This window comes from Streptomyces sp. B1866, from assembly GCF_031932565.1.
In the GTDB taxonomy this organism is placed as follows: Bacteria; Actinomycetota; Actinomycetes; order Streptomycetales; family Streptomycetaceae; genus Streptomyces.
Map to the genome: position 1 here is coordinate 1 of NZ_JAVSCF010000057.1, position 21,127 is coordinate 21,127.

The 21,127-nt window shown below is 75.8% G+C and carries 21 protein-coding genes; 6 read left to right on the top strand and 15 right to left on the bottom strand.

Annotated features, from left to right (window positions below):
- Positions 1–404 precede the first annotated feature (404 nt).
- Together RKE29_RS10955 and RKE29_RS10960 are read right to left on the bottom strand one after the other, a co-directional pair.
- The gene (locus RKE29_RS10955; protein WP_312004961.1) at positions 405–1,031 is read right to left on the bottom strand and encodes an NUDIX hydrolase; all 627 of its coding nucleotides are present in this window, start codon (positions 1,029–1,031) and stop codon (positions 405–407) included.
- A 102-nt stretch (positions 1,032–1,133) separates the two neighbouring features.
- Complete coding sequence (locus RKE29_RS10960) at positions 1,134–2,798, bottom strand: CTP synthase (RefSeq protein ID WP_312004983.1); 1,665 nt, start codon at positions 2,796–2,798, stop codon at positions 1,134–1,136.
- A gap of 465 nt (positions 2,799–3,263) precedes the next feature.
- On the opposite strand from RKE29_RS10960, the gene RKE29_RS10965 reads away from it, so the two are divergent.
- Positions 3,264–5,072 (top strand): glycoside hydrolase family 15 protein, encoded by a 1,809-nt coding sequence (locus tag RKE29_RS10965; protein WP_312004984.1) that lies wholly within the window; start codon positions 3,264–3,266, stop codon positions 5,070–5,072.
- 60 nt (positions 5,073–5,132) lie between these two features.
- Here the strand turns inward: RKE29_RS10965 and RKE29_RS10970 are convergent, their stop codons facing one another.
- From RKE29_RS10970 to RKE29_RS10990, 5 genes are all read right to left on the bottom strand, one after another.
- On the bottom strand, positions 5,133–6,269 hold the full coding sequence (locus tag RKE29_RS10970; protein ID WP_312004962.1) for a glycosyltransferase family 4 protein: 1,137 nt from the start codon (positions 6,267–6,269) through the stop codon (positions 5,133–5,135).
- Between the two features lie 237 nt (positions 6,270–6,506).
- A complete protein-coding gene (recN, locus tag RKE29_RS10975) occupies positions 6,507–8,234 on the bottom strand; it encodes a DNA repair protein RecN (RefSeq protein ID WP_312004985.1) in 1,728 nt (575 codons plus the stop codon).
- 137 nt (positions 8,235–8,371) lie between these two features.
- A complete protein-coding gene (locus tag RKE29_RS10980; RefSeq protein ID WP_312004963.1) occupies positions 8,372–9,322 on the bottom strand; it encodes an NAD kinase in 951 nt (316 codons plus the stop codon).
- Positions 9,319–10,230 (bottom strand): TlyA family RNA methyltransferase, encoded by a 912-nt coding sequence (locus RKE29_RS10985; protein WP_312004986.1) that lies wholly within the window; start codon positions 10,228–10,230, stop codon positions 9,319–9,321. Before RKE29_RS10985 ends, RKE29_RS10980 begins: the two co-directional genes overlap by 4 nt.
- 13 nt (positions 10,231–10,243) lie before the next feature.
- The gene (locus RKE29_RS10990; RefSeq protein WP_312004964.1) at positions 10,244–10,690 is read right to left on the bottom strand and encodes a hypothetical protein; all 447 of its coding nucleotides are present in this window, start codon (positions 10,688–10,690) and stop codon (positions 10,244–10,246) included.
- Positions 10,691–10,756: 66 nt separating this feature from the next.
- Here RKE29_RS10990 and RKE29_RS10995 point away from each other — a divergent pair, with 66 nt between their 5' ends.
- Complete coding sequence (locus tag RKE29_RS10995) at positions 10,757–11,104, top strand: sterol-binding protein (protein ID WP_312004965.1); 348 nt, start codon at positions 10,757–10,759, stop codon at positions 11,102–11,104.
- Here RKE29_RS10995 and RKE29_RS11000 read toward each other — a convergent pair.
- The 3 genes from RKE29_RS11000 to RKE29_RS11010 form a co-directional block, all read right to left on the bottom strand.
- Positions 11,052–11,981, bottom strand: a complete 930-nt coding sequence (locus tag RKE29_RS11000) for an ABC transporter ATP-binding protein (RefSeq protein ID WP_312004987.1) — start codon at positions 11,979–11,981, stop codon at positions 11,052–11,054. The two genes, RKE29_RS10995 and RKE29_RS11000, sit on opposite strands and share 53 nt — an antisense overlap.
- Positions 11,982–12,285: 304 nt before the next feature.
- A complete protein-coding gene (locus RKE29_RS11005) occupies positions 12,286–13,311 on the bottom strand; it encodes an iron chelate uptake ABC transporter family permease subunit (protein WP_312004988.1) in 1,026 nt (341 codons plus the stop codon).
- 38 nt (positions 13,312–13,349) lie between these two features.
- Positions 13,350–14,402 carry an iron chelate uptake ABC transporter family permease subunit gene (locus RKE29_RS11010; RefSeq protein WP_312004966.1) on the bottom strand — a complete coding sequence of 351 codons (1,053 nt, stop codon included), beginning with the start codon at positions 14,400–14,402 and terminating at the stop codon, positions 13,350–13,352.
- A 310-nt stretch (positions 14,403–14,712) separates the two neighbouring features.
- On the opposite strand from RKE29_RS11010, the gene RKE29_RS11015 reads away from it, so the two are divergent.
- Positions 14,713–15,570 carry a maleylpyruvate isomerase family mycothiol-dependent enzyme gene (locus RKE29_RS11015; RefSeq protein ID WP_312004967.1) on the top strand — a complete coding sequence of 286 codons (858 nt, stop codon included), beginning with the start codon at positions 14,713–14,715 and terminating at the stop codon, positions 15,568–15,570.
- A gap of 8 nt (positions 15,571–15,578) precedes the next feature.
- Here the strand turns inward: RKE29_RS11015 and RKE29_RS11020 are convergent, their stop codons facing one another.
- A complete protein-coding gene (locus RKE29_RS11020) occupies positions 15,579–16,574 on the bottom strand; it encodes a zinc-dependent alcohol dehydrogenase family protein (RefSeq protein WP_312004968.1) in 996 nt (331 codons plus the stop codon).
- A gap of 227 nt (positions 16,575–16,801) precedes the next feature.
- Between RKE29_RS11020 and RKE29_RS11025 the strand changes: the two genes are divergently transcribed.
- Positions 16,802–17,803 (top strand): LacI family DNA-binding transcriptional regulator, encoded by a 1,002-nt coding sequence (locus tag RKE29_RS11025; protein WP_312004969.1) that lies wholly within the window; start codon positions 16,802–16,804, stop codon positions 17,801–17,803.
- A 39-nt stretch (positions 17,804–17,842) separates the two neighbouring features.
- Complete coding sequence (locus tag RKE29_RS11030; protein WP_312004970.1) at positions 17,843–18,799, top strand: carbohydrate kinase; 957 nt, start codon at positions 17,843–17,845, stop codon at positions 18,797–18,799.
- 25 nt (positions 18,800–18,824) lie between these two features.
- Here RKE29_RS11030 and RKE29_RS11035 read toward each other — a convergent pair whose 3' ends face one another.
- From RKE29_RS11035 to RKE29_RS11050, 4 genes are read right to left on the bottom strand one after another with little or no spacing between them, the layout of a single operon-like run.
- Entirely contained in the window at positions 18,825–19,433 is a 609-nt protein-coding gene (locus RKE29_RS11035; RefSeq protein WP_312004971.1) for a flavoprotein, read from the bottom strand.
- Positions 19,405–19,617, bottom strand: coding sequence for a DUF397 domain-containing protein (locus RKE29_RS11040; protein ID WP_312004972.1), 213 nt, complete (start codon positions 19,615–19,617; stop codon positions 19,405–19,407). The genes RKE29_RS11035 and RKE29_RS11040 overlap by 29 nt, the downstream gene beginning before the upstream one ends.
- Positions 19,618–19,637: 20 nt before the next feature.
- A complete protein-coding gene (locus RKE29_RS11045) occupies positions 19,638–19,814 on the bottom strand; it encodes a hypothetical protein (RefSeq protein ID WP_312004974.1) in 177 nt (58 codons plus the stop codon).
- Positions 19,815–19,841: 27 nt separating this feature from the next.
- Positions 19,842–19,979 carry a helix-turn-helix domain-containing protein gene (locus tag RKE29_RS11050; RefSeq protein ID WP_312004975.1) on the bottom strand — a complete coding sequence of 46 codons (138 nt, stop codon included), beginning with the start codon at positions 19,977–19,979 and terminating at the stop codon, positions 19,842–19,844.
- A gap of 340 nt (positions 19,980–20,319) precedes the next feature.
- On the opposite strand from RKE29_RS11050, the gene RKE29_RS11055 reads away from it, so the two are divergent.
- On the top strand, positions 20,320–21,051 hold the full coding sequence (locus tag RKE29_RS11055; protein ID WP_312004976.1) for a GntR family transcriptional regulator: 732 nt from the start codon (positions 20,320–20,322) through the stop codon (positions 21,049–21,051).
- Positions 21,052–21,127 lie beyond the last annotated feature (76 nt).

Genomic DNA, 21,127 nt, shown 5'->3' on the forward strand with positions numbered 1-21,127 from the left:
CCGCGCCCGGGCCGTCGCCCGGCGTGCGGACGTCCTCCGGCCCGGTGCCGGAGTCCCCGGCGGGCGCGTGGGCACGCGCCCCCGGGGGGCCGCCCGGACGCCGGGCGCCGGAGGCGTCGCGTGGCGCCCTGGGCGCCCCGTCGAGGTCAACCGCCTGCTCCGTCACGGGCCACACTCCCGTCCACCTGCGCGCGCGTCCGGTCCCGCCGCGAGCGCGGTCGGGGTCCGTCCGAGCGTAGTTCACGGGCTGTCAGCGTCCCGGCGCCGCCGGGCGGCGACACCGCGAATAATCACCTGACCGGATTCACCGATGGCCGGATTCACCGATGGTCGGACCGGACGGTCGAAGACCGGCGCACGCGCGGGGGCCGGGGAGAGGTGCGGGCCGGTGCGTACGGGCCCGGCTAGGCCGGGTAGGGCCGGGCCGGCCACGGGGCGTCGGCGGGGCGCAGGGCTTCGGGGCCGTCGCCGGACAGGGCGGCCCGCAGCGCCAGCACGCCGACCGCGAGGCAGGTGTTGTGCAGGTCTCCGGCGAGCACGCCGCGCACCAGGTCGTCCAGGGGCACCCGGACGACCTCCATGTCGGCCTCCTCGTCCTCCCCCGCGAAGCGCTCGCCCTCGGCCTCGGAGACCTCGCGGGCCAGGAAGATCCGTACCGCCTCGTCGGAGCCGCCCGGCGAGGGGTGGATGTCGGCCAGGACGCGCCAGTCCTCGGCCTTGACGTGCGCCTCCTCGTACAGCTCCCGGCGGGCGGCGTGCAGCGGGTTCTCGCCGGGCACGTCGAGCAGCCCGGCCGGGATCTCCCACAGCCGCCCGCGCACGGGGTGCCGGTACTGGCTGAGCACGATGACGCGGCCGGCGCCGTCCAGGGCGACGACGGCCACCGAGCCGGGGTGGGTCTGGTAGTCGCGGGTCAGCGTGGCACCGTCGGGCGCGATCACGCGATCGGTGCGCACGCCCGTCTTGTTGCCGGTGAACGGGGTGGTGGTGGCGGCGACCCGCCACTCCTCGGGGGTGTCCCGCAGGACCATGGGCTCTCCAAAGCGTCTTCGCGGTCGTACCGGTCGCCACGGTATCGGCCGGGCGGCGCCGGGGCGGCCCGGCCCGCGCGGCACGGCGCGGCCGCGCGGGAGCTACGCGGCCGGCGCGCCCGCGTCCCGGCGGCGCTCGACGGCGGCCCGTACCAGGCCCACGAACAGCGGGTGCGGCCGGGTGGGCCGGGAGCGCAGCTCGGGGTGCGCCTGGGTGGCCACCAGGTAGGGGTGCGTCTCGCGCGGGTACTCCACGAACTCCACCAGCCGGTTGTCCGGCGAGGTCCCGGAGAAGGCCAGGCCCGCCTTCTTCTCCAGCTCGCCGCGGTAGGAGTTGTTGACCTCGTAGCGGTGCCGGTGCCGCTCCTCCACGTACGGCTGGCCGTCGTAGACCTCCCGCACCAGGGAGCCCTCGGCGAGCTTGGCCGGGTACAGGCCCAGCCGCATGGTGCCGCCCATGTCGCCCTCGCCGGCCACGATGTCCAGCTGCTCGGCCATGGTGGAGATGACCGGGTCGGGGGTGGCCGCGTCGAACTCGGTGGAGTTGGCGCCCGCGATGCCCGCGAGGTTGCGCGCGGCCTCGATGACCACGCACTGAAGGCCCAGGCACAGGCCGAGCAGCGGGACGCGGTGCTCGCGCGCGTAGGTGATGGCGCGGACCTTGCCCTCCACGCCGCGCTCGCCGAAGCCCCCGGGGATGCAGACGGCGTCCACGTCGCCGAGCTGGGCGGCGGCTCCGGCGGCGGTGCGGCAGTCGTCGGACATGACCCACTTGACGGTGACCCGCGCGCTGTTGGCGAAGCCGCCGGCGCGCAGCGCCTCGGTGACCGACAGGTAGGCGTCGGGCAGGTCGATGTACTTGCCCACCAGGGCCACGGTGACCTCGTGGTCGGGCTGGTGGACGCGGCGCAGCAGGTCGTCCCAGCGGGTCCAGTCCACGTCCCGGAACGGCAGGTCCAGGCGGCGCACCACGTACGCGTCCAGGCCCTCGGAGTGCAGCACCTTGGGGATGTCGTAGATCGACTTGGCGTCGATGGCGGCGACCACGGCGGCCTCGTCCACGTCGCACATCAGCGAGATCTTGCGCTTGATGGACGTGGGCACCTCGCGGTCGGCTCGCAGCACGATCGCGTCCGGCTGGATGCCGATGCTGCGCAGGGCGGCCACCGAGTGCTGGGTGGGCTTGGTCTTCAGCTCGCCGGACGGGCCGATGTAGGGCAGCAGCGAGATGTGGACGACGAACACGTTGTCGCGGCCGACCTCGTGCCGCACCTGGCGGACCGCTTCAAGGAAGGGCAGCGACTCGATGTCGCCGACCGTGCCGCCGACCTCGGTGATGACGACGTCGACCTCGTCGGTGGCCATCCGCCGGATGCGGTGCTTGATCTCGTTGGTGATGTGCGGGATGACCTGCACGGTGTCGCCCAGGTACTCGCCACGCCGCTCCTTGGCGATCACCGTGGAGTAGATCTGGCCGGTGGTGACGTTGGCCGAGCCGTCCAGGTCGACGTCCAGGAAGCGCTCGTAGTGGCCGATGTCCAGGTCCGTCTCGGCGCCGTCGTTGGTGACGAACACCTCGCCGTGCTGGAAGGGGTTCATCGTGCCGGGGTCGACGTTGAGGTACGGGTCGAGCTTCTGCATGGTGACCCGCAGGCCACGGGCCTGGAGCAGGGCTCCCAGGCTGGAGGCCGTCAGCCCCTTGCCGAGCGAGGAGGCGACGCCCCCGGTGACGAAGAGGTGCTTGGGCGTCGTGGGCTTACCGGCGATGGCCAAGAGGGGGCTCCCGTGGTCGCGAGGGTGAGGTGCGGTCCGGCAGCGGCCCCGGGTGCCGGGGAGCGCCTGCCTTCTGGTTCGGGGGCCCGTGTGCCCACCGCTCCACGGGCTACCAGCGTATCAGCGACCTATGGGAGGGGTCCGCGTCAAGAGCGCGTGGGACGGTAGCGCGCCGGTCGCCCGGCGGGCGCGCGCCGGGAGGGCGGGGGCCGTGTACCACCCGCATACCGATCGGGTAGGCTGGATGGCCCGGCAACCCGGCCCGGCCACCCGATCAGACGCCACGATGTGGGATGACAGGAAGCGGAGCACCGCTTCCCGTCGTATCCTGCTCGGACGCACGCATGCGAGCCGGCCGGCACGGCACCCATCCAGCAAGCCCCCGGAGCAGGAGCTCGGCGTCGAGGAATCCGAGACCGTCGTGGCCTTCGCGAGGTGACGGCGGCCGTTCGAATGGGGATGCACGTGGCCGGGCGTATCGAGGACTACGCACTCATTGGTGATATGCAGACCGCCGCGCTCGTCGGCAGGGACGGCGCGGCGGACTGGCTGTGCCTGCCGCGCTTCGACTCGCACGCCGTCTTCGCGGGGCTGCTGGGCACCGAGGAGCACGGCTTCTGGCGGCTGGGCCCCGCGCACCCCCAGGGCAGCACGCCGCCGCCGGCCGACCGGCGGCGCTACCGCGGCGACTCGCTGGTGCTGGAGTCCGAGTGGGACACCCCGCGCGGGACGGTCCGGGTCATCGACTTCATGCCCCCGCGGGACGGCGCCCCGCAGCTGATCCGGATCGTGGAGGGCGTCAGCGGGCGGGTGCCGATGCGCTCGTCGCTGCGCATGCGCTTCTCCTACGGCTGGGTCGTGCCGTGGGTGCACAAGGTGGACGGGCGCACGGTGGCCGTCGCGGGCCCGGACTCGGTGTGGCTGGACACGGCCGCCGACACCTACGGCAAGAACCTCACCACGTACTCCGACTTCACCATCGCCCCCGGCGACCGGCTCGCCTTCACCATCAGCTGGCAGCCCTCGCACAAGGAGCCGCCCGCCCTGCCCGACCCGGAGGGCGCCCTGGAGGCCACCGAGGGGTTCTGGCGCGACTGGGTCGAGCAGTGCACGTACCACGGCCCGTACCGGGACGCGGTGGTGCGCTCGCTGATCACCCTCAAGGCGCTCACCTACGCGCCCACCGGCGGCATCGTCGCCGCGCCCACCACGTCGCTGCCCGAGGAGATCGGCGGCGTCCGCAACTGGGACTACCGCTTCACCTGGCTGCGGGACGCGGCGATCACGCTGTCGTCGCTGCTGCGCACCGGCTACCGCGACGAGGCCCGCGCGTGGCGCGAGTGGCTGCTGCGCGCGGTCGCGGGCGACCCGGAGAACCTCCAGATCATGTACGGCATCGCGGGCGAGCGGGAGCTGTCCGAGGCGGAGCTGCCCTGGCTGCCGGGCTACGAGGGCTCCAAGCCGGTGCGCATCGGCAACGGCGCGGCCGGCCAGCTCCAGCTCGACGTCTACGGCGAGGTCACCGAGGCCCTGCACCTGGCGCACATGACCGGCCTCGCGCGCAACGACTACGCGAGCGTGCTCCAGCTCAAGCTGATCCGCTACCTGGAGTCCCACTGGGACGAGCCGGACGAGGGCATCTGGGAGGTGCGCGGCCCGCGCCGCCACTTCGTGCACTCCAAGGTGATGGCCTGGGTGGCGGTGGACCGCACGGTCAAGCTGATCGAGTCCGGCGACGTGGACGGCCCCCTGGACCGCTGGCGCGACCTGCGCGACGAGATCCACCGGGACGTGTGCGAGAAGGGCTACGACCCGGCGCGCAACACCTTCACCCAGTCCTACGGCTCCAAGGAGCTGGACGCCTCGCTGCTGCTCATCCCGCAGATGGGCTTCCTGCCGCCGGACGACAAGCGCGTCATTGGCACGATCGAGGCCATCCAGCGGGAGCTGTCGACCCCGGACGGGTTCGTGCTGCGCTACCCGACGGCGGGCGAGGACGCGGGTGTGGACGGGCTCGCGGGCGACGAGGGCGCGTTCCTGGCCTGTTCGTTCTGGCTCGCGGACGACCTGGCGATGATCGGCCGGGTCGAGGAGGCGCGCAAGCTGTTCGAGAAGCTGCTCGCCCTGCGCAACGACCTGGGGCTGCTCGCGGAGGAGTGGGACCCGCGGCTCCAGCGCCAGGTGGGCAACTTCCCGCAGGCGTTCAGCCACGTGCCGCTGATCGACACGGCGCTGCGGCTGACCGCGTCGGGCGCGTACGGCGGGTAGGGCGGCGCCCTGGCCGGGGCCCGGTCGGGCCCCGGCTCCCGGTCCCGGGACGGCGGGCCGCTACCGATGGGCCAGTTCGTCGTAGACGCTCAGCACGTGCGCGACGGTGTCGTCCTCGGTCGGCCAGGTGACGGCCTGCGCCCGGCCCGCCGCGGCCAGCTCCGCGCGGCGCGCGGGGTCGGCGAGCAGCCTGGTGACAGCCTCCGCCAGGGCCTCCGGGTCGGCGTACGGGACGAGTTCGGCGGCGGCGCCGACCAGTTCGGGCACCCCGCCGACGGCCGTGGCCACCAGCGGCACGCCCGCGTGCAGCGCCTCCTGGGCCAGCACCGACCGCGCCTCCCAGCGGCTGGAGAGCACCGCCACGTCGGCCGCGGCGAGCAGGTCGGGCACGTCGGGGCGGCGGCCGAGCAGCCGCACCGGCAGCCCCTCGGCGTCGATGCGGTGCTGGATGGCGGGCCGGTCCGGGCCCTCGCCCGCGACGGCGAGCAGCGGCTGCGGGTCCAGGGCGCGCCACTGGCGGGCGGCGTCCAGCAGCGGCCCGTACCCGCGGTCCAGCCGCAGCCGGCCCGCCGTGAACAGCAACGGCCGCTCCACCACACCCAGTTCGGCCCGCGCCTTGTGCCGGGAGCGCAGGTCGTCCCAGGGCGGGTAGTCCGGCGTGGGCACCGCGATCAGCGCGAGCCGGGCGTCGCGCGCGCCGCGGGCGCGGGCCCGGTCCACCAGGTCGGAGGAGGCGCCGAGCACGACGGCGGCCGCGCGCGTGACGCGCCGCTCCATCAGGTGCACCACCTGGGCCCGCGGTCCTTGCGCGTACGTCCTGGTGTGCCAGGTGACGACCAGCGGGACGGGGCGGGCGGGGGCGCGCAGCGCCAGCGCGGCCAGCAGCCCGGAGCGCAGGCCGTGGGCGTGCACCAGGCCCGCGCCGACGCAGGCCGCCCGCAAGGCGGCGACGGCGGCGGCGCCGGTGCCCGGGCGGGTGTCGAGGGCGGCGAACCGCACGCCCGCCGCCCCGAAGCCGTACCCGCGCTCGGCGCTCGCCGGGCCGCAGACGGTCACCTTCAGGCCCCGCGCGACCAGCCCGGCCGCCAGCGACCGCACGTGCACGCCGCTGGCCGCGCTGTGGCCGAGCACCTGGACGGCGTGCAGCGGCGGCTGCCCGCGCGGCGGGCCCGGCGGGCTGGTGGGGGTCGTGCTCACGCGGGCGGAGCTCCTGGGGGTGTCGGGCGCCGGGCGCATACGGCGCGGCGTGCTGTGCCCAGAATGCCAGCCCTGGCAGGTGCCCCGGTGCAACGCCCCCGCCCTCCGCGCGCCACCGGCCCGCGCCCGGACTCGCCGCCGGGCGCGGGAAACGCCGCCGTGCGCCCCGCGCGGGCGGGGCACCGGTGCCCCGCGCGGGGCGGCGGCCCGTACGAAGGCCACCGAGGACCTCGACGCTCAGCGGCCCGCGCGGGCGGCCGCCAGCAGTTCCTCCGCGTGCGCGCGCGCCAGCCGGGAGTCCTCCTGGCCGGCCAGCATGCGCGACAGCTCGCGCACCCGGTCCTCGCCCTCCATGGCCCGTACGCCGCTGCGCGTCACCGACCCGTCGCTGGTCTTCTCGACCACCAGGTGCCGGTCGGCGAAGGCGGCGACCTGCGGCAGGTGGGTGACGACCACCACCTGCGCCGTCCTGGCCAGCCGGGCCAGGCGGCGGCCCACCTCCACGGCGGCCCGGCCGCCGACGCCCGCGTCGACCTCGTCGAAGAGGTAGGTCGGCACGGGCGCGGAGCCGGCGAAGACCACTTCGACGGCGAGCATGACGCGGGACAGCTCGCCGCCCGAGGCGCCCTTGGCGATCGGCCGGGGCGGGGCGCCCGGGTGCGGGGCGAGGAGGAGTTCGACCTCGTCGGCGCCGTGCGGGCCGAACAGGACCGGGCGGCCGCCCGCGTCGACGCCGTCGGCCGGGTCGGGGGCGTCGGTCTGCCGGACCGCGAAGGTGACCCGCGCGTGCGGCATGGCCAGTTCGGCGAGTTCGGCGGTGACCGCGTCGGCGAAGCGGCCGGCGGCCCGGGTGCGGGCGTCGGTGAGCGCGGCGGCCAGGGCGCCCAGGCCGGCGCGCAGCTCCTCGCGGCGGGCGGTCAGCTCCCGGATGCGGTCGTCGTCGCCCTCCAGGCCCGCCAGCCGGGCGGCGCCGTGCTCGGCCCACTCCAGGACGCCGGCGATGTCGTCGGCGTACTTGCGGGTGAGGTGCGCGAGGGCGGCGCGGCGCTCCTCCACGGCGGCCAGCCGCAGCGGGTCGGCGTCGAGCCCGTCGGCGTAGCCCGCGAGGTCTCCGGCCACGTCGGACAGCAGGATGGACACCTCGCCGAGCCGGTCGGCGAGCTGGGCGAGGACGGGGTCGTGGGCGCGGACCGCCTCCAGGGCGCGGTGGGCGCCGGCGACCAGCGTGCCCGCGTCCACGCCCTCCGGGTCCTCCGGATCCCCGGCGAGCGCGGTGTGCGCGGCCGCGGCGGCGGAGGCCAGGGCCTCGGCGTGGCCCAGCCGCTCCGCCTCGGCGGCCAGCTCGGTGTCCTCGCCGGGGCGCGGGTCGGCGGCGGCGATCTCCTCCAGGCCGAAGCGGAGCAGGTCGGCCTCCCGGGCCCGCTCGCGCGCGCGGGTGGTCAGCTCGTCCAGTTCGGCGGTGACCTCGCGCAGTTCGCGGTAGGCGGCGGTGTACGCGGCGAGGGGTCCGGCCACGGCGTCGCCCGCGTACCGGTCCAGGGCCTGCCGCTGCCGCGCCGGGCGCAGCAGGCCCTGCTGGTCGGTCTGGCCGTGCACGGCCACCAGGTCGTCGGCCAGCTCGGCGAGCAGTCCCACCGGTACGGTCCGGCCGCCGACGTGGGCGCGCGAGCGGCCCTCGGCCGAGACGGTCCGGCTGACCAGCAGCGCGCCGTCGTCGAGTTCGGCGCCCGCCTCCTGCGCGCGGTCGGCCGCGGCCGACCCGGGGGCGACCGCGATCCGGCCCTCGACCACCGCGGCCCTGGCGCCGACGCGCACCAGGGCGGCGTCGGCGCGGCCGCCGAGCAGCAGGCCGAGGCTGGTGACGACCATGGTCTTGCCCGCGCCGGTCTCACCGGTCACGGCGGTGAAGCCGGGCGAGAGTTCGACGACGGCGTCGTCGATGACGCCCAGCGCGCGTATCCGCATCTCCTCCAGCACGCCCCCGACCCTACGAGGTCGCACCCGCGCGGCGCGACGTACCCCGGCCGGGACACCCGCGCGGGTTACCCGCGGCGGCCCGGGGGCGACGGGCACGTGCGGGGGCGTGCGGGGCCGTGCGGGGTCTACTGGGGCGCGCCGCGCCACCCGGCGACCGGCAGTGCGAACTTGGCCACCAACCGGTCGGTGAACGACGCGTGGTGCAGCCGCGCCAACCGTACGGGCACGGCGCCGCGCCGCACCTCCACGCGCGCGCCGGCGGGCAGTTCGACCGTGCGCCGCCCGTCGCACCACAGCACGCCGTGCGGGGTCTGCGGCTGCACCTCCACGGCGAGCACCGAGTCGGGCGCGGTGACCAGGGGCTTGGCGAACAGGGCGTGCGCGCTGATGGGCACCATCAGCAGCGCCTCCACCTCGGGCCAGACCACCGGGCCGCCCGCCGAGAAGGCGTAGGCCGTGGACCCGGTGGGCGTGGCGCACACCACGCCGTCGCCGCCGAAGCGTGAGACGGGGCGGCCGTCGACCTCGGTGACGACCTCCAGCAGGCGCTCGCGGGCGGCCTTCTCCACGGACGCCTCGTTCAGCGCCCAGTCGGTGTGGGCGATCTGCCCGTCGTTGCGTACGAGCACGTCGAGGGTCATGCGCTCCTCGACCTCGTAGCTGCGGGTGACGACGCGGTCGACCACCTTGTCGAGGTCGTCGCGCTCGGCCTCGGCGAGGAAGCCGACCCGGCCGAGGTTGACGCCGAGCATCGGCACGCCGGACTCGCGGGCGAACTCCGCGCCGCGCAGCAGCGTGCCGTCGCCGCCCAGGACGATCAGCAGCTCGCAGCCGTCCAGCACGTCGTCCGCCGCGGCCACCAGCTCGACGGCCGCGGGCAGCGGCAGGTCGGCGGCCTCCTCGGCGAGCACCCGGACGCCGATGCCGCAGCGCAGCAGGCCCTGGACGACCAGTTCGGCGCTGCGGACGGCCGCGGGGCGGCCGGTGTGCGCGAGCAGGAAGACGGTGCGCGGTGCGCCCGCCTCCGGTGCGCCCGGTGTTCCCGGGCAGCCGGGTACTGCATCAGACGTGGTCAACGGGGCCCCTCCGCCACTGCACGGTCGACATCGGCCGGGTCGAGGTCGGGCGCCCCGGCGCGCATCCACAGAAAGTATTCGACATTGCCCGACGGTCCGGGCAGCGGGCTTGCCGTGACGCCCAGCACGCCCAGGCCCAGCTCGGCGGCCCGCCGGGCCACGGTCCGCACGGCCTCGGCGCGCAGCTCGGGGCTGCGCACCACGCCGCCGCTGCCCAGCCGCTCCCGGCCGACCTCGAACTGCGGCTTGACCATCAGCACCAGGTCCGCGTCGGGTGCGGCGCAGCGGGCCAGGGCGGGCAGCACCAGGCCCAGCGGGATGAACGACAGGTCGCCGACGACGAGGTCCACCGGCTCGCCGCCGACGTGCTCCAGCGTCAGCTCCCGCACGTTCGTACGGTCCCGTACGGTGACCCGGTCGTCGGCGCGCAGCGACCAGGCGAGCTGGCCGTAGCCGACGTCGACCGCGACGACGTGGGCGGCGCCCGCGCGCAGCAGCACGTCGGTGAAGCCGCCGGTGGACGCGCCGGCGTCCAGCGCGCGGCGGCCGGCGATCCGCAGGCCGCCGGCGGGGCGCGCGGCGGTTTCCCTGCGGGCTCCGAGGGCTTCGGGTGCTGCCGGGGCTGCCGGGGCTGCCGGGTCCTGGGTGAGCCGCCGGTACTCGTCGCTGAAGGCCCGCAGCGCGCCCGCGAGCTTGTGCCCGCCGCGCGAGACGTAGCCGGGGTCGCCGGCGTCCTCGGCCACCAGCAGTGCGGCGCCGGTCTCCACCTGGGTGGCCGCCTTGGTCGCGGTCTGGCCGCCGACGCTCACCCGGCCCTCGGCGATGAGCCGGCCGGCGTGCTCGCGGGAGCGGGCCAGGCCCCGGCGGACGAGTTCCGCGTCGAGCCGGGCGCGGCGCGGGCGGGTCACGGCCACGGGTGGTTCACCTCCTGGGGGGCGCGGGACGCGCGGGGTCCGCCGGCCTGGCCGGGCCGGCCGGGTGGTGGGGGCCGGCCGGGGACGTGCGCGGCGGGGCCGGCGGGCCGGGCTGCCGGTCCAGTGCGGCCAGCGCGTCGCGCAGCCCGCCGTGGACATCCTCGTACACCGCCAGGTGGTCGCCGACGGGGAGGTGGTCGGTGTCGGCCAGCCGGTCGAGCCGGTCGTCCACCTCGGCCACCCCGGTGGGCGTGCGGGGCACGCCGAGCGGCGCCGGGGCCGCCGGGCCGGGCACCCCGGCCGGCGCCTCGGGCAGCGCTCCGGCCGACGCCTCGGGCGGCTCCCCGGGCGGAAGCTCCGCTTCCAGGGCGCCCGGCGGGTCGGTCGGCACGCCGGACACGGGCGCGGGGGGCTCGGGCGGCGCGGCGGGCAGCGGCTCAGCGGGGTCGGTCACGCCCTCGACGCTACCGCGCGCCGGGTGTTTCCCGGCGTACGGGACCCTCCGGTACGGTCGGTCGGGATGGCCACGATCGAGGAGTGCCGCGACGCGCTCGGCAGGCTGGCGGAGAACCTGGCCGGGGCGGAGGGCGACGTGCGCCGCGCCGCCGCCCTCGACCGGTCCGTGAGCTGCCACATGACGGACCTGGACGTGACGTTCACCGGCCGCCTCGTAGATGGCCGGATCGAGCGGGTGGCCACCGCGCCGGGCCGGCCCGCGGAGCGCGCGCAGATCCGCCTGGCCATGGCGAGCGAGGACCTGCTGAGGCTGGTCGACGGCGAGCTGGGCTTCGCGCGCGCCTGGGGCAGCGGCCGGGTCAGGCTGGAGGCGAGCCTGCGCGACCTGCTGCGGATGCGGAAGCTGCTGTAGCGGGGGCCGCCGCGGGGGCGGCGCGCCCGGCGCCCGCGGGCCCGCCCGGGCCCGTACCGGCCCCGGTGGCCGCGCGGCGGCGCCGGGCGGCGGGGACGACCAGCGGGGTGCCGGTCTCCGGGTCGGCGATGACCTGGCAGCGCAGGCCGAACACCCGCTCCACCAGCGCCGCGGTGACGACCTCCCGCGGCGGCCCCTCGGCGACGATCCGCCCGTCGCGCAGGGCGATGAGGTGGGTGGCGTAGCGGGCCGCGTGGTTGAGGTCGTGGAGCACGGCGACGAGGGTGCGGCCCTGCTCCTCGTGGAGCTGGGCGCACAGGTCGAGCACGTCGATCTGGTGCTGGATGTCCAGGTAGGTGGTGGGCTCGTCCAGCAGCAGCAGCGGCGTCTGCTGGGCGATGGCCATGGCGATCCACACCCGCTGGCGCTGCCCGCCGGACAGCTCGTCCACGGGGCGGTCGGCCAGCCCGTCCACGCCGGTCGCGGCCATCGACTCGGCGACGACCCGCTCGTCGGTCCGCGACCACTGCCGCAGCAGCCCCTGGTGCGGGTAGCGGCCGCGGGCCACCAGGTCGGCGACGGTGATGCCGTCGGGGGCGACGGAGGTCTGCGGCAGCAGCCCGAGGGTGCGGGCGACCTTCTTGGCGGGCAGGGAGGCGATGGCCTGCCCGTCCAGCAGCACCGTGCCAGCGGCGGGCCTGAGCATGCGGGACAGGGCGCGCAGCAGGGTGGACTTGCCGCAGGCGTTCGGCCCGACGATCACCGTGAAGGAGTGGTCGGGGATGGTGACGGTCAGGTCCTCGGCGACGGTACGCCCGTCGTAGGCCAGGGTGAGGCCCGCGGCGGTGAGCCGCTGCCGGGGCCGCTCGCCGGGCACGGGAGCGCCGGGCGCGGTGTCACAGGGTGCGGTGTCACGGGGTGCGGTGTCACGGGGTGCGGTGTCACGGGGTGCGGTGTCACGGGGTGCGGTGGCGTCCACGGGCTGTCGTACGTCCTCGTCGTTGTCGAAGCTGTCGTCGGTGCCGGTGTGTCGTCGTGTCGCCTGGGTCACGCTGCCCGCCCCCGTCTCCGTACCCGGATCCGCGTCCGGGCGCCCGCCCGGTCCGCCCGCGCGCCGTACCGCGCCGGGCCCTCTTCCGTCGCGGGCCGGCGGCCGGCGCCGGTCCCGGTGTGCCGCCCGGTCACATCCGCCCCGCCCTGCGCTCGCTGACGAGCAGCCACAGCAGGTAGCCGCCGCCGAGCACGCCGGTGACCACGCCGACCGGCAGCCGGTCGGCGCCGAAGGCGCGCTGCGCGGCCCAGTCGGCGGTGACCAGCAGCGCGGCGCCCATCAGGGCGGACGCCAGCAGGTTGGGGCCGGGCGCGCGGGTGAGCCGCCGGGCCAGCTGCGGGGCGGTGAGGGCGACGAAGGACAGCGGGCCGGCCGCGGCCGTGGCGGCCGTGGTGAGCAGGACGGCGGCGGCCATGAGCACCAGCCGGGTCCGCTCGACGCGCACTCCGAGGGCGTACGCGCTGTCGTCGCCCGTCTCCAGCATCCGCAGGTCCCGCGCGCAGGCGGCCACGGCGGGCAGCAGCACGCCGCAGGTGCACGCCAGCGGCCAGACCTGGTCCCAGTCCCGGCCGGTGAGGGAGCCGGTCAGCCACACCGTGGCCCGGGTGGCGTCCACCAGGTCGGCCCTGGTGAGCAGGTAGCCGTTGACGGCGCTGAGCACGGCGGAGGCGCCGATGCCGACGAGCACCAGCCGGTAGCCGTGTACGCCCCGGCACCAGGCCAGCGCGTAGATGGCGGCTCCGGTCAGCAGGCCGCCGGCCACCGCTCCGGCCGCCACCTCGGCCGCGCCGCCCCGGAAGAGCACGATGACGGTCAGCGCCCCGGCGGCCGCGCCCTGGCCGAAGCCGATCACGTCCGGGCTGCCGAGCGGGTTGCGGGTGAGGCTCTGGAAGACGGCGCCGGCCAGGCCCAGGCACAGCCCGACGAGCAGCCCGACGAGCACGCGCGGCAGCCGCAGGTCGTTGACGACGAAGTCCTGCGCGGGCGTGCCGCCGCCGAGGAGGGTGCGCACGACGTCGGCGGGGGCGACGGGGTAGTCGCCGGTGCCGACCAGCAGCACGCCCATGGCCAGGGCCAGGACGAGCAGCAGCAGGGCGGCGGCGGTGGCGCGGAGGTCCACGCGCACGGACAGGCCGCGGGCGCGCAGCGTGGCGATGCGCGGCCGGGTCCGGCCCCGGGCCGGGTGCGGGAGCTTCACAGCTGGGCCACCTTCCGGCGCCGTACCAGGTAGATGAACACGGGCCCGCCGACGAGGGTGGTGACGACGCCGACCTGGAGTTCGGCGGGCCGGGCGACGACCCTGCCGAGCACGTCGGCGCCCAGCAGCAGCACGGGCGAGAGCACGGCCGCGTACGGCAGGATCCAGCGCAGGTCGGGCCCGGTGAGCGCGCGCACCATGTGCGGCACCATCAGGCCGACGAAGGCGATCGGTCCGCAGGCGGCGGTCGCGGCGCCGCACAGCAGGGTGACGGCGGCCATCGCCAGCACGCGCGTGCGGGTGAGGTGGGCGCCCAGCGCGCGCGCCGTGTCGTCGCCGAGCGCCATGGCGTTGAGGGCCCGGCCGAGCGCGAGGGCCAGCAGGATGCCGGCGCCGAGGAACGGCGCGACCTGCCGCAGGACGCTCGTGTTGGCGGAGGCCAGCGAGCCCACGGTCCAAAAGCGCATACGGTCCAGGGCGGCGGAGTCCAGCAGTTGGACGGCGTAGACGTAGCCGTACAGCGCGGAGTACGTCGCCGTACCGGCGAGCGCGAGCCGTACGGGCGTGGCGGTCCGGCTGCCGCCGAGCGCGTACACCAGCGCGGAGACCACGGCGGCGCCCAGGAAGGCGAACCACACGTATCCGGTCAGCGAGGTGACGCCGAGGAAGCTGATGGCCGACACGACGGCGGCGGACGCGCCCGCGTGCACGCCGAGGATGCCGGGATCGGCGAGCGGGTTGCGGGTGAGGGCCTGCATGACGGCGCCCGCGAGGCCGAGGCCGACGCCGACGAGCAGGCCCAGCAGCGTGCGCGGCACGCGGACGTCCCGGATGACGACGTCGCTGTCGCGGCCGGTGTAGTGGAAGAGCCCGTGCCAGACGTCGCCGAGCGGTACGGGTTTGGCGCCGACCGCGACGCTGAGGGCGGCCACCAGCAGCAGGACACCGACGGAGGCGACGAGCCCGGCCACGCGGCGCGCGGTGCGGCGCGGCGGGGGCGGCGCGGTCGCCGTCGCGGGTCCGGCCGCGGCCGGGCTGGTCAGGGTCACGCGGTACTCCCCCTCACACGGTTCACCGATCAATAGTTAGGCGAGCCTAACCGAAGTCAGGTTAGCCTACCCAAACCGATCGTCTTCGAGTGCAAAGGAACCGCCCGCGCCGCCCTCCCCCGGCCTCTCGGCAGAGGGGGCTTCTGGCGGCCCGTCAGCTGGGCCCCGCGGCTGTGACCCGCCGCCCTGACCGCCGCACCGTACGGCCGGGCCGCGCCGCGGCGCCCGCCCGGGCCGGCGGCCGGTGCCGCCCCGCGCGGGGCGGCGATAACCGGTGGCCGGCCCGGGCGAGCGCTGGCAGGCTGCGGGCATGGACGCCCAGCCCGACGACCTGCCCGGCCTGTCCTGGCTCGGCCCCCCGATCGACGCCCGTCCCCTGTTCGCGCCCGAGCACGCCGCGCTCGTGGCCGACCTGCGCGGCCTGGCGCCCGCCGACTGGCGCCGGGAGGCGGTGCCGGGCTGGACCGTGCGCGATGTCGCCGCCCACCTCCTCGGCGACCACTACTTCCGCCTCGCCCGCGACCGCGACGGGCACCGGGAAGGGCCAGCGCCCGCGCCGGGCGAGGCGTTCGAGGCGTTCATCCACCGCGCCAACCAGGAGTGGGTGGACGCCCACGCCCGCGTCAGCCCGGCCGCCCTCGTCGACACCCTGGAGGTGACCGGGGCCGCGGTCGCCCGCCTCTTCGAGGCCGCCGATCCCGGGCGGCCCTCGCTCGGGGTCTCCTGGGCCGGGGTCGACCCGGCGCCCAAGTGGCTGGACAGCGCCCGGGACCTCACCGAGTACTGGACCCACCGGCAGCAGATCCGGCACGCCACCGGGCGGGGCACCGACCCGGACCCGCGCCCGCTGTCCGTGGTGCTGGACACCTTCCTGCGGGCCCTGCCGCACACCCTGCGCGGCACCGCCGCGCCCGTCGGCACCCTGGTCCGGGTGGTGGTGGACGGCCCGGCCGGCGGCACCTGGGACGTGACCGCCACCGCGGAGCGCTGGTCCCTGGGGGACGCACGGCCCGGTGAGCCGGCCGCCACCGTGCGGCTGGACGCGGAGACCGCCTGGCGGCTGTGCACGCGCGGCGTCGAGCCGGAGACCGCGCTGGCCCGCGCGCGGGTCGGCGGCGACCGGCGGCTCGCCGAAGCCGTCTGCCGGATCGTGTCCGTCATCCGCTGACCGGCCGGTCAGCGCGGCGCGAGGTGCAGCTTGCGGCCCGTACCGGCGCGGAAGCGCGCGAGCGCGTCCTCGAAGCTGTCGAGCGCCAGCACGTCGCTGACCAGCGGGTCGAGGTTCAGCCGCCCGGAGGCGAGCAGGTCGATGGCGGGCTGGACACTGTCGTGCGCGGCCATCGAGCCGACGATGTCGATCTCGCCGTTGTACACGCGGTACGGCGAGAAGGCCGCGGACCGGGCCGGGTCGGTGACGCCGAACTGGAGGAAGGTGCCGCCCTTGCGGACCCGGCCGAGCCCGTCCTCGATCGCGGCGATCGCGCCCGTGGCGTCGATGACGACCTCGAAGCCCTGCGGCCGGCCGAGCGCCGCGGCGTCGGCGGCCACCGCGTCCGCGGCGAAGGTCCGGGCGAAGGCCAGCCGGTCCTCGTTGAGGTCCACCACGGACACCGAGGCGGCGCCCGCGTCGCGCACCACCGCGGCCATGAGCAGGCCCATGGTGCCCGCGCCGTAGATCAGGTGGTGCTGGTCCGGGCGGCGCGGGAGCCGGCTGAGCCCGTGCACCGCGCAGGACAGCGGCTCGACCAGGCCCGCCGCGGCGGCCGACAGCGCGTCGGGCAGGGCGTAGCAGGACCGGGCCGGCACGGCGACCAGCTCGGCGAAGCCGCCGGCGCGGGTGATGCCGACCGCGCGGTAGTCGTCGCAGAGGTTTCCCCGGCCGATGCGGCAGTAGTGGCACAGGCCGCAGGAGATGTTGGGATCGACGGCGACCCGGGTGCCGACCGCGGGGCCCGCCACGCCGGGCCCGAGGGCGACGACCTCGCCGGCCAGCTCGTGGCCGGGCACCAGCGGGTAGCGGGCGGAGGGCAGTTCGCCCGCGAGGATGTGCAGGTCGGTGCCGCACAGGCCGCAGGAGGCGACCTGGAGCACCACCTCGCCCGGGCCCGGCACCGGATCGGGGACCCGCGTCACCGAGGTCTCGCCGGGCTTCGCGACCACGACTGCGCGCATGTGCCGCTCCTGATGTCCTCGTGCGGGTCGAGGCGGACACTAGTCAGCGCGTAAGCGCTTGCGCAAGCGCTTACGCGCGGGTTGCGCGTGCGGTAGGTTCCCTGTCGGCCAGACGCCGTACGTACTGCCGGGCGGCGGACGCGGCACTTCGCCGCCGACAGGCGGAACGGCACGTACACGACCCCAAGCCCCACGGCGGCAGCCAGAAAGACGGAAAGGCGGGAACGATGGCGACCATGGCCGACGTGGCCCGGCGCGCGGGCGTCTCCGCGGCCACCGTCTCCCACGTGCTGAACGGGACCCGCCCGGTGCGCCCCGCCACCCGCGACGCCGTGCGCGCGGCCATCGAGGAGCTGGGCTACACCCACAACACCCTCGCCCGTTCGCTGGTCACCTCCCGCACCCGGTCCATAGGGCTGGCGCTCTCCGCGACCGGCAACCCGTACTTCACCGAGATCGTGCGGGGCGTGGAGGCCGGCGCCCGGCGACACGGCTACAGCCTGCTGCTCGCCGACCCGCACGACGACCCCGGGCACGAGCTGGCGGTGGTCAGACTGCTGCACGAGCGGCGCGTCGACGGCGTGCTCGTCGCGCCGTCCGCGCGGCCGGAGGCGATGCTCGGCTACCTCGCGCGGGCGCGGATACCCGCCGTCTTCCTCGACCGGCTCGTCGGCGACGGCCACGACCAGGTGTGCGCCCGGAACGAGGAGCCGGTGGCCGGACTCGTCGGCCACCTCGCCGCGCTCGGCCACACCCGCATCGCCCTGGTGGCCGGGCCGCCGGGGCCGTCCACCACCGCCGAGCGCACCGCCGGGTACCGCCTGGGCCTGCGGCGGGCCGGCCTGCCGTACGCGCCCGAACTGGCCGTCGGCGGCCACCCGGAAGCCGACGGCGCCAAGGCTGCGACCCGCCGCCTGCTGGCCCTCGGTGCGCCGCCCACCGCGCTGGTCACCGCCGGCAGCGCCATGACCGTCGGCGCCCTGCGGGCCCTGCGCGCGGCGGGCCTGCGGGTGCCCGGCGACATCGCCCTCGCCTGCTTCGACGACTTCCCCTGGGCGGACCTGTTCGAGCCCCGGCTGACCGCGGTCGCCCAGCCCGGCCGGGAGATCGGCACGGCGGCCCTCGGCCTGCTGCTGGACCGGCTGGCCGACCCGGCGGGACCTGCGCGCACGCTGCGCCTGCCATGCACGCTCATGCACCGCGAGTCCTGCGGCTGCCCCGGCAGGTGACCCCGCCCCCGCCATATCCACCGTCCGAAAGGCAGTCACATGCTGGTCGTCGCCGGGGAAGCCCTGATCGACCTGGTGCCCGCGGCGCCCGCCGACACGCGGCGGCCCGCCGACCCCGGCCAGGAGGACGGCGCTCTGCCCGCACTGCTGCCCAAACGCGGCGGCGGCCCGTACAACACCGCGATCGCCCTCGCCCGGCTGGGCTCCCCCACCGCGTTCTGCTCCCGGCTGTCCACCGACGCCTTCGGCGAGGAGCTGCTGCGCGGCCTGACCGCCGACAGTGTGGACACCTCGCTGGTCCAGCGCGGGCCGGAGCCCACCACCCTGGCCGTCGCCCAGCTGGGCCCGGACGGCTCGGCGGGCTACCGCTTCTACACCGAAGGCACCGCCGACCGCCTGTTCACCCGCCCCGCGCTGCCCGAGGCGGCCCGCGCGGTCTCCGTCGGCACCTGCTCCCTGGTGCTGGAACCGGGCGCGAGCGCGTACGAGGACCTGCTGCGGCACGCGGCCGGGCGCGGGATCTTCACCGCCCTGGACCCCAACATCCGCGCGGGCCTCATCGCCGACCCGGACGCCTACCGGGCCCGCTTCCGCTCCTGGCTGCCGTACGTCCGGCTGCTGAAGCTGTCGGAGGAGGACGCGGCCTGGCTCGCCGCCCCCGGCGACCCGGCCGCCGCGCTCAGCCAGTGGCTGACCGCGGGCCCGACGGCGGTCGTCCTCACCCGGGGCGCGCGAGGCCTGACGGTGTGGACGCGCGACGGAGACGAGCAGTCGGTGCCGGGGCGGCGCACGCGCGTGGTGGACACCATCGGCGCGGGCGACACCGTCAACGCGGCACTGCTGCACCGCCTCGACGCGCACGGCGCACTCACCGGTCCGCGCCCGCCGAGCGCCGACACGTGGCGCGACACCCTCGACTTCGCCGCCCGCGCCGCCGCCCTCACCTGCTCCCGCGCGGGCGCCCAGCCGCCGTACGCGGCGGAACTGGCGCCCTGAGCCCGTGCAGGACCGGCACCGCTGATCACTCCCGCCCCGCCACCCTGGGCGTGAGCAGGTCCAGCGCCTCCTCCCAACGGAAGCGGTCGGCCCCGCCGCCGGCCTTGGGCGGGTGGGGTTCGTACGAGCCGATCAGGACGCCCATGCCCCGTAGCCGCGCCAGGCTCTCCCCGTAGGCGGGGTGGGCCGCCTGCGCGGCGTTCAGGTACGGCAGGACCGCGATCGGGACGCCGAGGCCGTACGCCTCGCACACGACTCCCAGAGCCAGGGTGTCAGAGATGCCCGCGGCCCACTTGTTGACCGTGTTGAACGTGGCCGGGGCGACGGCGATGGCGTCGGGCGGCGGCAGTGGACGCGGGTCGCCGGGAAGGCGCCAGGCCGAGCGGATGGGATACCCGGTCTGGGCCTCGACGGCCGCCGCGTCGATGAACCCGAGGCCCTGCGGGGTGGCGACGACCCCCACGTCCCAGTCCGCCTCCTGGGCGGCGGTGATCAGCCTGCCGACGTCCCCGGCGATCCCGGCCGCGCACACGACGACGTACAGGAAGGGCTTGCCCGCCCCCGGCTGCGAACCGGGAGCGGGGCGCGCTGTCTCTTGTCGTCGCCTACCGCCTGGAACGGTCGAACTCCCCATCCGTGGCTCCGTCGATGAACGCGGACCATGCGGTCTCCGGGAACGTCAGCACGGGGCTTTCGGGGACCTTGGAGTCCCGTACGGCCCGGCCGCCGCGAGCGAGCTGCGCGACTTCGACGCAGTTGCCGTTACCAGCGCTATAGCTGCTCTTACGCCACGGCCCCACGCCGTCTCGGGGTGTCATCGCATATCCTTTCCTGCTATTCATGAATTTCCTGGGATCTCCGAGGCGTCCGCCTCCAGCGCGATGTACTCAGCGTACGCGCGCGGCACCGTGTCCTGGTATGCCCGCCACCAACCAGGCTTGTGCGCTTCCCGAGCCGCCTTGATGTAGGCGCTGCGCCGCTCCTCGTCGTCCACTCCGTACAGGTGCAGCAGCACCTTGAGGTTGTTCTGCGAGACGCGGACCTAGCCCGCCTCGATGCGGCTCAGCTTCGGCCGCGAGAAGCCCATCTCCTTGGCCACGGCCTCGGCGCCGAGCACCGACCCTTCAGGGAGTTCCCGCAGATCAGCCCCGAGCCTGCGACTGCGGAACGTGCTGACCATGCGCCCCTCCCGCCTGTTGCGTCCAGTATGCGGCGCCTGGGCGGTGGCGGAGGTGACGGCCTGTATGGGGCGGACGGCGGCTGCCGCCGCCGCCCGCCCGTTCGGGTGCCGGGTCCTGTTCCGGCTCCGGGGTGGGCCCGTTCCGGCCCGGCCGGTCCAGGCTGACGCCGGTTCCCGATCACGTCGTCCCAACCCGGCGGGCATGCGCTCGCTCGCGAGCAGCAGAGTCTCTTGGCGTCCCGCTGTGCGAACGGGTCGTCGATTCTCGTCGGGTTGACGTTTCTTCGTTACCGGCGGCAGCATGACCGCTGGACCAGTCCACTGAGCAGGTGAGGACGAGATGGCACTTCCCAAGTACGAACAGATCGCGGCCGATCTGCGCGGGCGCATCGTCCGGGGTGAGCTGAAGCCGGGCGATGCGCTGCCGTCGGAACGGGAGTTGACTGAACGCTGGAAGGTTTCGCGTGCGACGGTGGTCAAGGGGCTCGAAGTGCTCCGCCACGAGGGTCTGATCGAGACACGGCAGGGGACGGGTTCGTCCGTCCGGGAGCGCATGCCTCTCGCGCGTAGCGCTGGTGAGCGGTACCGGACCGCCGTGGATACCGGGAACGTCTATACGGCTGGCGAGTACGCCGAGATCTTGTCCGCGGAATCGGTGCCCGCGCCTGCCGATGTGGCTGCGGCTCTCGGTGTTGAGGAGGGCTCTCCGGTGGCCCGGCGCCACCGTGTCACCTACGAGGGTGAGAATCCGACGGCCACCAGCTATTCGTGGTTCGCGGCCGATGTCGTGGCAGCGGCTCCTCGCCTGTTGCAGCGCGAGCGGGTGCGGGAGGGCACGACGCGCTACGTCGAGATGCAGACGGGCCGGGCCCCGCATACCGGCCGGGACTGGTGGTCCGCCCGTCTGGCCTCGGATGACGAGTTGGCGCTGCTGCGCCTTGCGGGGCCGCAGGCCGTGGCCGAGTCCCGCCACGTGGCGTATGACGCCGAGGGCAGGCCGCTGACCTATGAGGTGGGGATCTCGCCTGCTGGTCGGTGGCGGCGGACGGAGGAGTACTCGATGCGCGACTGAGTAGCTGGTGATGCAGCGTCAACCCTCGCCTCGTGCGGGGGTTTTCTCTTGCCCGACCTTGACATGACTAGTCCAC

What these genes read in the sequence shown, in the direction of transcription:
- RKE29_RS10955 (WP_312004961.1), bottom strand. Translation starts at nt 1,031, where the DNA reads ATGGTCCTGCGGGACACCCCCGAGGAGTGGCGGGTCGCCGCCACCACC.
- RKE29_RS10965 (WP_312004984.1), top strand. Translation starts at nt 3,264, where the DNA reads ATGCACGTGGCCGGGCGTATCGAGGACTACGCACTCATTGGTGATATG.
- recN (WP_312004985.1), bottom strand. Translation starts at nt 8,234, where the DNA reads ATGCGGATACGCGCGCTGGGCGTCATCGACGACGCCGTCGTCGAACTC.
- RKE29_RS10995 (WP_312004965.1), top strand. Translation starts at nt 10,757, where the DNA reads ATGGCCACGATCGAGGAGTGCCGCGACGCGCTCGGCAGGCTGGCGGAG.
- RKE29_RS11015 (WP_312004967.1), top strand. Translation starts at nt 14,713, where the DNA reads ATGGACGCCCAGCCCGACGACCTGCCCGGCCTGTCCTGGCTCGGCCCC.
- RKE29_RS11020 (WP_312004968.1), bottom strand. Translation starts at nt 16,574, where the DNA reads ATGCGCGCAGTCGTGGTCGCGAAGCCCGGCGAGACCTCGGTGACGCGG.
- RKE29_RS11025 (WP_312004969.1), top strand. Translation starts at nt 16,802, where the DNA reads ATGGCGACCATGGCCGACGTGGCCCGGCGCGCGGGCGTCTCCGCGGCC.
- RKE29_RS11030 (WP_312004970.1), top strand. Translation starts at nt 17,843, where the DNA reads ATGCTGGTCGTCGCCGGGGAAGCCCTGATCGACCTGGTGCCCGCGGCG.
- RKE29_RS11035 (WP_312004971.1), bottom strand. Translation starts at nt 19,433, where the DNA reads ATGGGGAGTTCGACCGTTCCAGGCGGTAGGCGACGACAAGAGACAGCG.
- RKE29_RS11040 (WP_312004972.1), bottom strand. Translation starts at nt 19,617, where the DNA reads ATGACACCCCGAGACGGCGTGGGGCCGTGGCGTAAGAGCAGCTATAGC.
- RKE29_RS11050 (WP_312004975.1), bottom strand. Translation starts at nt 19,979, where the DNA reads ATGGTCAGCACGTTCCGCAGTCGCAGGCTCGGGGCTGATCTGCGGGAA.
- RKE29_RS11055 (WP_312004976.1), top strand. Translation starts at nt 20,320, where the DNA reads ATGGCACTTCCCAAGTACGAACAGATCGCGGCCGATCTGCGCGGGCGC.